Source organism: Sphingobium sp. MP9-4, assembly GCF_005281675.1.
GTDB classification, from domain to species: Bacteria; Pseudomonadota; Alphaproteobacteria; order Sphingomonadales; family Sphingomonadaceae; genus Sphingobium; species Sphingobium yanoikuyae.
Genome location: NZ_LUFI01000046.1, coordinates 1 through 13,354, shown reverse-complemented (window position 1 = coordinate 13,354; position 13,354 = coordinate 1). Strand labels below are relative to the sequence as shown.

11 protein-coding genes are annotated in these 13,354 nt (G+C 67.2%); 7 read left to right on the top strand and 4 right to left on the bottom strand.

The genetic code is table 11. The features are described from left to right. Positions 1-20: 20 nt before the first annotated feature. The 7 genes from A0U87_RS15320 to A0U87_RS15290 all read left to right on the top strand — a co-directional run bounded on the left by A0U87_RS15320 (position 21) and on the right by A0U87_RS15290 (position 8,437). Positions 21-2,906 carry a pitrilysin family protein gene (locus A0U87_RS15320; protein WP_048936826.1) on the top strand — a complete coding sequence of 962 codons (2,886 nt, stop codon included), beginning with the start codon at positions 21-23 and terminating at the stop codon, positions 2,904-2,906. Positions 2,907-2,929: 23 nt separating this feature from the next. Then, positions 2,930-3,232, top strand: coding sequence for a hypothetical protein (locus A0U87_RS15315; RefSeq protein WP_004209325.1), 303 nt, complete (start codon positions 2,930-2,932; stop codon positions 3,230-3,232). Between the two features lie 104 nt (positions 3,233-3,336). Further along, positions 3,337-3,786: a MarR family transcriptional regulator gene (locus A0U87_RS15310; protein ID WP_137405673.1), complete on the top strand. Its 450-nt coding sequence runs from the start codon at positions 3,337-3,339 to the stop codon at positions 3,784-3,786. Further along, positions 3,783-5,891 (top strand): FUSC family protein, encoded by a 2,109-nt coding sequence (locus A0U87_RS15305; RefSeq protein ID WP_048936824.1) that lies wholly within the window; start codon positions 3,783-3,785, stop codon positions 5,889-5,891. Before A0U87_RS15310 ends, A0U87_RS15305 begins: the two co-directional genes overlap by 4 nt. Beyond that, complete coding sequence (locus A0U87_RS15300; protein WP_004209328.1) at positions 5,888-6,103, top strand: DUF1656 domain-containing protein; 216 nt, start codon at positions 5,888-5,890, stop codon at positions 6,101-6,103. The genes A0U87_RS15305 and A0U87_RS15300 overlap by 4 nt, the downstream gene beginning before the upstream one ends. After that, positions 6,100-7,002, top strand: a complete 903-nt coding sequence (locus A0U87_RS15295; protein ID WP_010337503.1) for an efflux RND transporter periplasmic adaptor subunit — start codon at positions 6,100-6,102, stop codon at positions 7,000-7,002. Before A0U87_RS15300 ends, A0U87_RS15295 begins: the two co-directional genes overlap by 4 nt. Beyond that, positions 6,995-8,437, top strand: coding sequence for an efflux transporter outer membrane subunit (locus tag A0U87_RS15290; RefSeq protein ID WP_048936823.1), 1,443 nt, complete (start codon positions 6,995-6,997; stop codon positions 8,435-8,437). Before A0U87_RS15295 ends, A0U87_RS15290 begins: the two co-directional genes overlap by 8 nt. Here A0U87_RS15290 and A0U87_RS15285 read toward each other — a convergent pair. The 4 genes from A0U87_RS15285 to A0U87_RS15270 form a co-directional block, all read right to left on the bottom strand. Further along, positions 8,393-9,334: a glycoside hydrolase family 43 protein gene (locus tag A0U87_RS15285; protein WP_137405672.1), complete on the bottom strand. Its 942-nt coding sequence runs from the start codon at positions 9,332-9,334 to the stop codon at positions 8,393-8,395. The two genes, A0U87_RS15290 and A0U87_RS15285, sit on opposite strands and share 45 nt — an antisense overlap. Beyond that, a complete protein-coding gene (locus tag A0U87_RS15280) occupies positions 9,334-10,545 on the bottom strand; it encodes a glycosyl hydrolase 53 family protein (protein WP_137405671.1) in 1,212 nt (403 codons plus the stop codon). The genes A0U87_RS15285 and A0U87_RS15280 overlap by 1 nt, the downstream gene beginning before the upstream one ends. Next, positions 10,542-12,938: a beta-galactosidase gene (locus tag A0U87_RS15275; RefSeq protein WP_137405670.1), complete on the bottom strand. Its 2,397-nt coding sequence runs from the start codon at positions 12,936-12,938 to the stop codon at positions 10,542-10,544. Before A0U87_RS15275 ends, A0U87_RS15280 begins: the two co-directional genes overlap by 4 nt. Before the next feature lie 90 nt (positions 12,939-13,028). Then, positions 13,029-13,354, bottom strand: a 326-nt coding sequence (locus tag A0U87_RS15270) for an SDR family oxidoreductase (RefSeq protein ID WP_137405669.1), incomplete at its 5' end; no start/stop codon positions are given.

Below are 13,354 nucleotides of genomic sequence, written 5' to 3'. Positions count from 1 at the left end.
CTCCTGTCCTAGAGGTCTTCATGATCCTTACCCGCATGTCCCGCCGGCTTCCCCTGATGCTCGGCCTGTCCGCGCTTGCGTTCGCGCCGCTTGGCTCCGCCGCGCGGGCCGCCCCGGCCACCGCCGCCGCTGCGCCCGCGCCGCTCTCCAGCCTCGTTTCGGCGGTGGACATCCCCTATCAGGAATTTCGCCTGCCCAACGGTCTGCGGGTCATCGTCCATACCGATCGCAAGGCGCCGATCGTCGCCGTGTCGGTCTGGTACCATGTCGGTTCGCGCTTCGAGCCCGCCGGCAAGACCGGCTTTGCCCATCTGTTCGAACATCTGATGTTCTATGGCTCGGAAAATGCCGACGGTCCCTTCTTCGGCCGTCTGGAGGATATCGGCGCCACCGACTGGAACGGCACGACCTGGTTCGACCGCACCAATTATTTCGAGACGGTGCCGACCGGCGCGCTCGATCGCGCACTGTTTCTGGAATCCGACCGCATGGGCCATCTGCTCGGCGCCGTGACCCAGACCAAGCTCGATGCCCAGCGCGGCGTCGTCCAGAATGAAAAGCGTATGGGCGAGAATGAGCCCTATGGCCTGGTCGAATATGCCCAGCTTGCCGGCATGCTGCCCGAAGGCCATCCCTATCGCCACTCGACCATCGGCTCGATGGCGGATCTGAACGCGGCCAGCCTGGCCGACGTCCAGAGCTGGTTCAAGACTCACTATGGCCCCAACAACGCCACGCTGGTGCTGGCCGGCGACATCGACGTGCCGACCGCCAAGGCCAAGGTTGAAAAATGGTTCGGCAACATCGCCTCCGGCCCGGCCCCGCAGGATGTCGACGCAACCGTGCCGACGCTCGACAAGGATGTGGAAAAGGTGATGCACGACAATGTCGCTGCCACCCGCCTTTACCGCAACTGGATCGTCCCCGGCGTCAATTCGCCCGACCTGCAGCAGCTTGACCTCGCCCTCTCGGTGTTCGGTGGCCTCGGCTCCTCGCGCCTCGACAATATCCTGGTCCGCGACGAGAAGGTCGCGGTCGCGGTCAAGGCCAGCATCCAGCCGTTCGAGAAGCTGTCGATGGTCGAAATCACCGTCGACGTGAAGCCGGGCCAGGATCCGGTCGCCGTGGGCAAGCGGCTCGACGCGCTGCTCGCCGACTATCTCGCCAAGGGCCCCAGCGCGGACGAGGTGCTGCGCGCCGCGACCCAGCAGCTCTCCGGCACGATCGGTGGTCTCGAAAAGGTCGGCGGCTTCTCCGGCAAGGCGGTGACCCTGGCCGAAGGCGCGGTCTATTCCAATGATCCCGGCAAATATAAGAAGGATCTCGCCATCTATGCCGCCGCGACGCCCGCCAGCGTCTCGGCCGCCGCGCGCCAATGGCTGGGCCGCCCGGTCTTCCGCCTGACCGTGTCGCCGGGCGAACGCTCGGCCGAGGATAATGCGCTCGCCGGCAATGCGCCGACGGGCAGCGCCACCATGCATCCCGCCCATTTCCGCGATCCCAATGGCCCCGCGCCAAAGGCCGGCACGCCGCCGCCGCCGACCAAGGTGGCCGAGCCGCCGATCGAGCCGGTCAAGGATCTGGTCTTCCCGCCGGTCGAGCGCGCGAAGCTCTCCAACGGCATGTCCGTCGTCTTCTCGCGTCGCGCCACAGTGCCGGTGGTGAAGGTCTCGGTCGCCTTCGACGCGGGCAATGCCGCCGACAACCGGCAGAAGCTCGGCACCGCCGCGCTCACCACCGCCCTGCTCGACGAAGGCACCACCAGCCGCAACTCGGTGCAGATTTCCGAGGAGCAGGAACGTCTGGGCGCCGGCATCAGCGCGGCCAACAGCATGGATGCCACCAATGTCGGCCTCTATGCGCTCAAGCCCAATCTCGACGCCTCGCTCGGCCTGCTCGCCGACATCATCCGCAACCCCGCCTTCGATCCCAAGGAAGTGGAACGGCTGCGCAGCCAGATGCTGACCCGCATCGCCGCGGAAAAGACCCAGCCCATGGCCATCGCCCAGCGCATGCTGCCGCCGATGCTCTATGGCCAGGCCCATCCCTATGGCATTCCCTTCACCGGTTCGGGCACCGAAAGCGGGGTGAAAGCGGTGACGCGCGCCGATCTGGTCGCCTTCCATGACACATGGATGCGCCCGGACAATGCGACCATCTTCGCGACTGGCGACACGACGCTGGCCGAACTGCTGCCGCTGCTCGAAAAGCGCTTCGGCGACTGGAAGGCGCCGGCCCTTGCCAAGGGCGCCAAGCTGTTCCGCATGGACCGCATGATGCGCCCGTCGCGCATCGTCCTCATCGACAAGCCGCAAAGCCCGCAGTCGATGATCCTCGCCGGCCAGCTCACCAACAAGTCGGGCACCGACAATCCGGTCACCCTCATCACCGCGAACGAGGTGCTGGGCGGCAGCACCACCTCGCGCCTGACCATGGACCTGCGTGAGGCCAAGGGCTGGGCCTATGGCGCGGGCACCGGCATGCCCGGCGTCAAGGAAACCATTCCGCTGCTGGTCTATGCCCCGGTCCAGACCGACAAGACCGGCGAATCGATCATCGCCGCGCGCCAGGACATCAAGGATTTCCTGACCAGCAAGGGCACGACCCAGGCGGAGCGCGACCAGACGATCAATGGCCAGATCCTGTCGCTGCCCGGCAGCTTCGAAACCTCGTCCGACCTGCTCTCGGCGATGATGCGCAACAATCTGCTCGGCCGGCCCGACGACTATTACGCCACCCTGCCGGCGACCTATCGCGCCATCACCGCGGCGCAGATGGATCAGGCCGCGCGCGAGGCGATCAATCCCGATCGGCTGATCTGGGTCGTGGTCGGCGATGCGAAATTGGTGAAGCCCCAGCTTGACGCGGTCGGCCTGCCGGTGGAAATGGGCACATTGGCTGATTGACGCTAACGTAAAGGAGAAGTGAGATGGCTGCAGTGGATGGTGCCTATGATTGCGTGGCTAAGACCCCGCTGGGCGAACAGACCGGCGTGTTCACCGTGATCAGCACGGGCGACCGCTTCAACGGCACCTTTGCCGGCATGATGGGCTCGCTCGACGTCAAGGATGGCGTGGTTGCCGGCAACAAGCTGACCTGGAAGATGGAAATGACCATCCCCATGCCGATGACGCTGGAATGCGAAGCCGAAATCACCGGCGAAAGCCTGACCGGCACGATGCAGCTCGGCGCCTTTGGTGCCGCGCCCTTCACCGGCACGCGTCGCGCATAATCCCGATCGGCTGCGGCCCGGTTCATGCCGGGCCGCAACCGACATTACCAAAAATTCATGGCCGACCCGTTGCACTGTAAAATTAGTTAGCTATCTAAGCGTTCGTGAATCGGACCGAACTTCAGCGCGCGCTGGCGCATAATATGCCGCAGATCGCGCGCCTCTGGGGCCAGCTTGCCGATTCCATCCTGGCCGAATTCGGCGTCTCCAATTCCGCCGGCTGGTGCCTTCTCTATCTCGACCGGCTGGGCGCCGACGTGCGCCAGATCGAACTGGCCGATGTGCTGGGCATCACCCAGCCTTCGCTGGTCCGCACCCTCGACCATCTACAGGCCGCCGCCCTGATCGAGCGCACCCCCAATCCGGAGGATCGCCGGTCCAACTGCCTGTCGCTCACCACCTCCGGCCGCGACCTGGTCGGTCGCATCGAAACGCGGCTCAGCAACATGCGCAATGACCTGCTCGATGGTGTGCCAGAGGCGGATATCGAGACGGCGGTCAATCTGTTAGAACTGCTGCGACGCCGTATCGGGGAGCGCCGGGGCCAGTCATGAAAAAGGCCGCTTTGTCAGCCTGGAGCGAGCGCCTCGGCGTTCCCGCCGCGCTATTCTCGCTCAAATGTTTCCTGGCGGCGATGCTGGCCCTTTATGTGGCGCTCAGCATTGGGCTGGAACGCCCCTATTGGGCCTTCCTTACCTCCTATATCGTCGCCCAGCCGCTCGCCGGCGCGGTGATTTCCAAGGCGATCTTCCGCGCCATCGGCACCATCGTCGGCGCCGCCTTCTCGGTTGCGATCGTCCCGCCCTTGGTCAATTCGCCCGAACTTCTGACCCTTGCCATGGCCGCCTGGCTGGCGCTTTGCGTCTTCGTCTCGCTGCTCGATCGCACGCCGCGCTCCTACATGTTCGTGCTGGCCGGCTACAGCGCCTGCCTGATCGTCTTCCCCGACGTCGACTCGCCCCAGACCATCTTCACCGTTGCAACCCTGCGCGTGCAGGAAATCTGGATCGGCATCGCCTGCGGCAGCATCGTCCATGGCGTCGTCCTGCCCGGCTCGATCACCGGCAACCTCTTCGCCCGTGTCGAAGCCATGCTGCGCGATGCCGAACGCTGGTCGCGCGATGCGATCGCGACCGATCCGGTGCCCGGCCTTGATGCCGAACGTCGCCGCCTGGCGCAGGATGTCACCGAACTGCACCAGATGTCGATCCATCTGCCCTTCGACATCAGCCGCCTCGCGCCGCGCGTCCGCACCGTGCGCGCGATGCAGGACCAGCTCTCGCTGCTGCTGCCGCTCGGCGCCGCGGTCGAGGATCGGCTGGCCATGCTGAAACAGGCCAATGGCGGCATCGTCCCGGCCCAGGTCGAACAGCTGATCGCCGATGCGCGCGACTGGCTCGATCATCCCGGCACCGACAGCGCGACCCGCGCCGCCGGCGCCCAGGCGCTGATCGACCGCTGCGCCGCGCTGGAACCGACAGCCGACAGCCATATGGATTGGGCCGGCATGATGCGGCTCAGCCTCTATTCGCGGCTCGGCACGCTGATCGCCGTCCATCGCGACTGCCGCGACCTGTTCGACCAGATGCTGACCCACAGCCGCAGCCCGGTGACGCCGCGCGTCGCCGAACTGCTGGAGGGGCGCCGCAACCGCGAACTGCATCGCGATTATGCCGGGGCCGCGCGCGGCGCCTTCGCCGCTTTCATGACGGTGACGATCGGCTGTGCCTTGTGGATCGGCAGCGGCTGGCATGATGGCGGCAGCGCGGTGATGCTGGCCGGCGTCTTCCTTGCGCTCTTCTCGGCGTCGGACAATCCGCTCGCCCCGCTCAAGGGCTTCATGATCGGCACGATCATCGCCACCTTCCTCGGCGCCCTCTATGGCTATGCCATCATGCCCCGGCTCGACGGCTTCGCCATGCTCGCCCTGGCCTATGCGCCGCCGCTGCTGGTGTTGGGCGCGATGATGGCCTCGCCGCGCTGGATGGGCATTGCGCTGCCGACGCTGCTCGGCCTGGGCAGTCCGGTGCTGCTCTCCAGTGCCTATGTCAGCGCCTTCGCCTCCTATGTGAACGGCTCGGTGGCACAGCTTGTCGGCATCTGGTTCGCCATCATCATGGCCGGCCTGCTGCAATCGGCCGGGGTGGAGCGCGCCGTGCGCCGCACCGTGCGCGCCGGCTGGGCGGATATCGCCACTCGCGCCAACCTCATGACCCAGCCCGATGTGCGCGGCTGGATCAACCGCATGCTCGATCGCATCGCGCTGCTCGCCCCACGCCTCGCCGCCATCCGCACCGACAGCGGCAAGCCGCTCTATGACGCACTGCGCGACCTGCGCACCGGTGTCGCCATCGGCGAATTGCGTCAGCTCCGCGTCGATCTTCCCTTTGACGAAGGCGCTCCGCTCGGCCGGGTGCTGGGCGGCGTGGCCGACCATTATCGCCGGCTCGATCCCGATGCGCCGGCCGCGGCCGACCCCGCCCTGCTCGATGACATCGACAGCGCCATCGGCGACCTGGCCGCCAATCCCGCGCCTTCGGTCCGCCGCGATGCGATCCTGGCGCTGGTCAGCCTGCGCCGTAATCTCTTTGCCGACAGCGCCGGCTATCGCATGCCCCCCATGACCCCAAAGATCCCCCTGACCGGAGTTCCCACATGACCGGCGAATTGTCCATCGACGGGGTCTTCTTCCCCACGCTGCTGGCGCTGGCGCTGGCAGCGCTCATCCTCACCTATGGCCTCACCCGCCTGATCGCGGCGTTCGGCCTCTACCGCTTTCTTGCCTATCGGGCCCTCGTCGACCTCAGCCTGTTCGTGCTGACGCTCGGGGGCCTGTCCATTCTCGTTCCGATGCTGGGAATCCGCCTATGAACCGCCTGACCGGGACGCTGATCCGCAGCGCCGCCACCATCATCATCGTCATTCTCGCCGTCATCGTCGCGGTGTGGATGTGGAACCATTATGAGCGCAGCCCCTGGACCCGCGACGGCCGCGTGCGCGCCGACGTGGTGCGCGTGACCCCCGATATCGGCGGCCTCGTCACCTCGGTCGCGGTGCGCGACAACCAGCAGGTGAAGGCGGGCGACCTGCTCTTCGTCATCGACACGCCGCGCTATGCGCTGGCGCTGGAACAGGCGGAGGCGCAGATCGCCAGCGCCCAGGCCACGCTCGGCCAGGCCCGGCGAGAGGCGACCCGCGATCTGGCGCTGGGCGATCTTGTCGCCAAGGAAAGCCATGAACAGAATGTCGCCCGCGTCGCCACGGCGCAGGCCGCGCTGGCCGAGGCGCGGAGTGCGCGCGACGCCGCCGCCTTGAACCTCAAGCGCACCCAGGTCCGTGCCTCGGTCAACGGCGTCGTCACCAATCTCGATCTGCATCCCGGCGACTATCTTGGCGCCGGCACCCAGGCGATGGCGTTGATCGACAGCGACAGCCTGCGGGTGGAGGGCTATTTCGAGGAAACCAAGCTGCCTTTGGTCTGCATCGGCGCGCCGGTCACCGTTCGCCTGATGGGCGAGAAGCAGGATCTGCACGGCAAGGTCGAAAGCATCGCCTATGGCATCAATGACTCGACCCGCAGCGATTCCGGCAACCTTCTGCCCACGGTGGAGCCGACCTTCTCCTGGGTCCGCCTCGCCCAGCGCATCCCGGTCCGGGTGAAGCTCACCAATGTCCCGGCCAATATCACGCTGATCTCCGGCCGCACCGCCACGGTCACGGTCGAACCGGCGAAGAAGGATGCCAAGCCGGGAAGCTGCCGCCATGCGTAAGGGCCTTGCTGCATCCTTGATGGCACTGGCGCTCAGCGCCTGCGCCACCGCCGGGCCGGACTATCATCCGCCCGAGCATTCGGCCGCGACCGCGCCGGGCGCGCAGGGTAATTTCCAGTCGGCCCAGGGTGCGGGCTTCAGCAGTGCCGACCTGCCCGATCATTGGTGGAAACTCTATAACGACCCCCGGCTCGACGCGCTGATCGCCGAAGCGCTGACCGCCAATACCGACCTGCGCGTCGCCGATGCCAATCTCACCGCGGCGCAGGCAGTGCTGCGCGAGACCGAGGCGGGGCGCCAGATCAGCACCACGATCAGCGGCGGCGAAACGCTGGCGCGTCCCTCGGGCGTGACCCAGCATCTGCCCGGCTCGGTCAGCTATGATTTCGGCCTCAGTGCCTCCTATCCGCTCGACCTCAACGGCCGCATCCGCCGCGCGATCGAATCGAGCGGTGCCAATGTCGAGGCGGTGACCGCCGCGCGCGACTATGTCCGCGTCAGCGTCGCCGCCGCCACGGCCAAGGCCTATGCCCAGGTCTGCGCCGCCAATTATGCGCTCGGCGTCAATCGCCGGGTCGTCTCGCTCCAGCGCGATACGCTCAACGCCACCCAGCGCCTGTTCAAGGGTGGTCGCGGCACCGCCTTCGACGTCAGCCGCGCCCAGGCGGCGGTGGACCAGAGCGAGGCGACGCTGCCCGTTTATGAAGCGCAGCGCCAGAGCGGCCTCTATCTGCTCGCCACCCTGCTCGGCCGTCCGCCGGCCGATTACCCCAGGGATGTGGAAGGCTGCGCCACCCTGCCGTCGCTCGGTGCGCCGCTGCCGGTGGGTGATGGCACCGCACTGATCCGCCGCCGCCCGGATATCCGCCAGGCCGAACGCATGATCGCGTCCGATACCGCGACTTTGGGCGTTGCCATGGCCGATCTCTATCCGCAGGTCAGCATCGGTGGCTCGGTCGGCCTGTCCGGCCCGCTCAAGGATTTCGGCTCCGGCTCCGCCTTCGGCTTCAGCCTCGGCCCGCTCATCAGCTGGACCTTCCCCAACCGTCCGGTGGTCCGCGCTCGCATTGCCCAGGCCGATGCCCAGGTGCAGGCCGATCTCGCCAGCTTCGACGGCAGCGTGCTGGAAGCGCTGCGCCAGACCGAAACCGCGCTCGAAACCTATCGCCGCGATGCGGAAAAGGCCGCCGCGCTCGATCGCGCGCGCGACAGCGCCAATGTCTCGGCGGGGCAGGCGAACAAGCTGTTCCGCTTTGGCCGCAGCGATTTCCTCGACCTGCTCGACACCCAGCGCAGCCTCGCCAGCGCCGAATCCTCGGCCGCGGCCGCCCGCGTCCAGCTGGTGCAGGACCAGATCGCCATCTTCCTGGCGCTGGGCGGCGGCTGGACCTCAGACGATGCCGGCAACCAGAGCGCTGGGAACGCGCAGCAATGATCCGTGGCGCGCGCCGGCCGGCATGGTCAGGCGCGCGCTGACTTCGGTCCAGCTGACCATGTCGCGCGTCATCGCCGCGCCCCAGCGGCCCTCCTTGTAGACGTCATAATAGCAGAGCAGCGCATCGCCGACCTGCGCGCTCATCGGCCCTTCGACCCAGCCGGGCGAGAAGGGTGGCGACAGGGGGCCGAACGGCCCGGTCGGGCTGTCCGCCTTGGCCACCTGCAGCCATTTGTGCGGCGGCTGCACCGTCTCGTCCTTGACGATCAGGTATAGGCCGCCGCCCGGCGCCTGCGCGAACGTCCCGTCGATCACGCTGAAGCCGGGATCATAAAGCGGCGCGGGCGCGCTGAACGTCTCGAAATCGGCCGTGCTGACCGACCAGAGCCGATGATTATAGCCCGATTCCGACGTCCCCGCCGTTTCGGTGAAGCGCCCCTCCACCGTGCTAGACCAGAACAGGATATGCCGCCCGGTCGCCGGATCGCGCACCGCCTCGGGCGCCCAGCAATTGCGGGTGCCCGGCACGTCCTGCATGACCGGGATGGCGCGCTGCTCCGACCAGTGGACCAGATCGCGGCTGGTCGCATGGCCGATCGTCACCCCTTCCCAGGCGGTGGTCCACAGCAGATGATAGACGCCCTTGTCCGCGAACAGATAGGGGTCGCGCATCAGCTTCTTCTCGCCCACCTGCGGCACCAGCAGGCTGCGCCCGTCCGCCAGCGTGCGAAAGGCAAAGCCATCCTCGCTCACCGCCAGTTTGAGGCCGTCGGCCTCGCCCTTGCCGGTGGTGAAATAGGCAAAGACCAGCAGGTCATCGGCGCGCGCCGCCGACCGGGTAGCGCACCCCGCCAGCGCCAGCGCGCCCAGCCCCAATGTGAAGTCGCGCCGTCTCATCAGCGATAATCCTTGGCCATTTGCGGGTAGAGGTCGATCAGCTCATTGGCGACATAGTCGCCGCCATGGCCCATCGGCCCGGTCGGTTCGGGTTTCGGCACGGCCGGCTGCTGCGATGCCAGCCCGCCCGGCGCCTCCGCCCCGTTCAGCCCCTGGCTGATCAGGTCGGGCTTGGCGCCTTCGCCGGCATTATGCCCATCCTGGTCGAAAATCGCCTCCTGGTGCCGGATCGGCTCCCAGATAAACGTGCCCCAGCCATGCTTGCCGGGCAGGGCATGGACCAGATCGTTGATATAGCGCTTGCGGCTCGAATATTCGGCGACCAGCAGCCCCTTGTCGGGATAGCGCTTCACATATTCGCTGAAGGTCGTGGCCCAGTCACCCTGCGCCCGCTGCTGGTAGCAGGAAAAGCCGACCACATCGAAATCCACCTGCCGTGCGATCAGCGCATCGCTCCATTCGCGCACGATCGGCCAGTGCCGGCCCAGATGATTATGCACCTGGATCGCCACCCCCGGTTCGGCCCGGCGCGCACCGGCAATCCCGGCGCGCAGCAATGCGGCAAAGCCGTCGAATCCGCCAACCTCGCCGACTTTGGCATGATTGGCGTCGGTCACCGGATTGCCGGTCGACGTCGACAGCTTCACCCGGCCATAAGGCCACAACATGCCGAAGGTCGTTTCATTGCCAATCACCGCCATGTCGACCGGCGCGCCGCCCGCGCGCATCGCCACCAGCGTGTCATGGGTATGCGCCTCGACCGCCTTGGCCAGCGCCGGCAGGTCATAACCGGCCCAGGCCGCCGGCACCGCCTGATGCTCCGGATCGGCCCAGGTGTCGCTATAATGGAAACTCAGCACCAGCCCCATGCCGGCATCGCGCACCCGCTTGCCCAGCTTCACCGTCTGGGCCAGGCCGGCCCAGCCCTTGTCCGGCTCCCGCCTGGAATAGCCCTTGGCCGGATCGACGAAGATGCGCAGCCGGATCGCATTGAACCCGGCATCGCGCAGGATCAGGATCGGGTCTTTCTGCACACCGTTCGCGAAATAGCGCGCACCGGCCGCTTCATCTTCGGGCGCCCAGCTCACATCGGCGCCGATCAGATAGGGGCCGGGCCGCGCGCCATTCTTGCTTACCTTGGCCAGCGCCGGCCGGGCCAGCAGGGGCAGGGTGGCAAGACCGAATGTGCCGCGCCGCGTAAACCGGGTCATGCCTTCACCTCCATGCGATATTCCGGGACGATGCGCAGCACCTCCAGCGTTGCCACCTGTTCCCCCGCCGGCAGCTTCGCCCGCGCTGCATCATCCAGATAGATGGGTGCATCGGCGCGCAGCGGCATCACCGTCAGCGTCCAGGGCCGGCCCAGCCGCGCGGCAAAGCGCTTCAGGCCGATCCGCCAGACCCGCCCGTCCCAATAGGCATCGTCCAGCATGTCGGGGCCATCGAACAGCCGGCCGATATCGCCGCGCCAGTCAATCTCCAGAAAGGCGTCGCCGCCCTTCGCCAACACATCCTTCGGAATGGTGAAGCTAAAGGCCGCCGCCGCCTTGTGCGCCTCGGGCAAAGGCTGCATCGCCGCCTTGGCCGGCCCGCCAATCTCGATCGGCGGCGCCGTGCCGGCCTCGCGCGTCTGGGTGAAGGGCAGGGGCGCGATGGCTGTCGCTTTCGCCGTCATCATCGCCGCCTTGCCGGGCAATATCTGCCAGGCGAAACGCGCCTCGCCACGCTGGCGCAGCTCCAGCCCGTCCGGCCCGAACAGCGCATCCGCCGCGCTCAGCACCACGCGCCCCTCGCCACCGATCTCGCCGACCCAGATGCGCTTTGCCGCGTCCCGCTCGATCAGCAGCAACCGCACCGATCGCCCCTCAGCGCCGGTCACCTGTACCGGGCGCGTCGCGGATGGCGGCACCTGCACGATCACCCGTCCACCTTCGCTGCGCGCCGGCGCATCGACCTTCGTCCCGGCCGGGAAGGCCAGCTCCACGGGGCCGGGCAGGCAGGCCGCCATCACATGGATCGGCCCGTCGCTGTCGGCGATGCGCGTCACCGGCTGCGCCGTCGCCCAGTCGAGCCGCACCCCGTCCAGATCCATGCCGATCGGCCAGAAGAAATTGTCGCCTGGCGCGATCGTCACCGGCCGGCTCGGTAGGCGAACCGGGCCGCCGGCCAAAGTCACATTGAACTGCGTGCCGGGATGCGCCGCCGTGCCATATTGGCGGACATGATTGTTGACGAACAGGAAGCCGGAGTCGCCCTTCGCCCGCACCGCCCAGCGCAGTGTCTTCAGGTCATCCTTGTCTGCCGGCAGCACGGCCGGCGCATGCACCGTCATCGGCGCCAGCGTCTCGCCATATTCGGCCAGGAAATAATGGAGCGGGCGCAGCGCCGCGCTCACCGGATTGACCTCGCCATATTGGCCGATCGGCGCCTGGAAATCATAGGCGATCGCCGGGCAGTCATTATAGCCGCCCGACCGCTGCGTTTCCTCCAGCATGCGCCCGTTCGCCATCGGGTTGGCGCCGCCATGGAACATATAATAGCCCAGCAGATTGACGCCCGATCCGACCTGCGTCGTCACCGCCGCCGCCACGTCGGCCGGCTGCAGCAACGGCCGCCGCCGATACATGACCGGCACGCCGCCGCCATATTCCGCGCCCAGGAAGGGCGTATCTGCCATGTCGCTGTCGGCATCGCCGCGCCGCCCGCCGCGCGTCTGCGCGCCCAGGTCGCCGCTCACCCGGCTGTCGAAGCGGAACAGGTAATTTTCCTTGGGCGGCAGCTTGACCGTCTTCGCCGACCAGGGTTCGTCGGGATAGCCGCCATGCACCGGCACCACCTCGCCCTTGGGATAGACGGTCTGGTCCCATCCGGTCACGGTATAGAGCGGCACGTCGAAGCCGATCCGCAGCGCCAGCGCCTTCAGCGCCGCGATATGCTCCCGGCCCTGGCCGGGGCCGCCCAGATTATATTCATTCTCGACCTGCATGCCGATGATCGGCCCGCCATCCTTCCACATCAGCCCCTTGAGCTGATCGTGCAGCCCGCGCCAGAAGCGCTCGACCTGCGCCATATAGGCCGGGTCGTTGCTGCGCGTGCGGGTGCTGCCGGCGATCCAGTCGGGAATGCCGCCAAAGCGCGCCTCCGCATGGCCCCAGGGGCCGGGCCGCAGGAAGAAGAGCAGACCATGTTTCTGGCAGAGCCGCACGAAACGCCCGATATCGCGGTCGCCGGTCCAGTCGATCCTGCCGGGCGCCAGTTCGACATGGTTCCAGAGAACATAGGAGGCGACGATGCCGACACCGACCGCCTTCATCTTCAGCAATTCCTCTTCCCAATATTCGCTCGGGAAGCGGGTGAAGTGAAACTCGCCCATCACCGGCAGCCAGGGCCGGTCGTCGCGGGTTAGATAGAGATTGGTGATGCCGATCCGGCCCTGCGGCCCGGCGCCGGTGCCCATATGGAGATGCCCGGATTTGAGCGGCAGGCCCGGCTTGCGCGCATCCAGGCTGTTGGCCGTCTGGGCCAGGGCGTCAGCGGGAAGGGCGAGGCCCAGGCCGGCAAGGCCCGTGGCAGTCAGCGCCGTGCGCCGGTCGATATCGGGCATCCGTCCTCCTGTGGTGAAACGGGAGGCTGAGCCCTCCTCTTTGGTCAAGGTTGTCCTGCGCCCACCCGCTGGCAGGCGCAGGACGGGATATCAGCGGGCCAGCCAGCCGCCATCGACGGCCAGGACATGGCCATGGATATAGTTTGCCGCCGGCGAGGCGAGGAACACGGCGGCGCCGCCGATATCGCTCGGGTCGCCCCAGCGGCCGGCCGGGATGCGTTCCTGGATCTGGCGGTTGCGGGTCTCGTCGGCCTGCAGCGCGGCGGTGTTGTTGGTCGCGATATAGCCCGGCGCGATCGCGTTGACGTTGACGCCCCTGGCCGCCCATTCGTTCGCCAGCAGCTTGGTGAGGCCGGCGACGCCGCTCTTGGACGCAGTATAGCTCGGCACCCGGATGCCGCCCTGGAACGACAGCA

Bases quoted from the DNA above. Each gene is read 5' to 3' on its own strand.
- A0U87_RS15320 (WP_048936826.1), top strand. From the start codon at position 21: ATGATCCTTACCCGCATGTCCCGCCGGCTTCCCCTGATGCTCGGCCTG.
- A0U87_RS15315 (WP_004209325.1), top strand. From the start codon at position 2,930: ATGGCTGCAGTGGATGGTGCCTATGATTGCGTGGCTAAGACCCCGCTG.
- A0U87_RS15305 (WP_048936824.1), top strand. From the start codon at position 3,783: ATGAAAAAGGCCGCTTTGTCAGCCTGGAGCGAGCGCCTCGGCGTTCCC.
- A0U87_RS15300 (WP_004209328.1), top strand. From the start codon at position 5,888: ATGACCGGCGAATTGTCCATCGACGGGGTCTTCTTCCCCACGCTGCTG.
- A0U87_RS15295 (WP_010337503.1), top strand. From the start codon at position 6,100: ATGAACCGCCTGACCGGGACGCTGATCCGCAGCGCCGCCACCATCATC.
- A0U87_RS15290 (WP_048936823.1), top strand. From the start codon at position 6,995: ATGCGTAAGGGCCTTGCTGCATCCTTGATGGCACTGGCGCTCAGCGCC.
- A0U87_RS15285 (WP_137405672.1), bottom strand. From the start codon at position 9,334: ATGAGACGGCGCGACTTCACATTGGGGCTGGGCGCGCTGGCGCTGGCG.
- A0U87_RS15280 (WP_137405671.1), bottom strand. From the start codon at position 10,545: ATGACCCGGTTTACGCGGCGCGGCACATTCGGTCTTGCCACCCTGCCC.
- A0U87_RS15275 (WP_137405670.1), bottom strand. From the start codon at position 12,938: ATGCCCGATATCGACCGGCGCACGGCGCTGACTGCCACGGGCCTTGCC.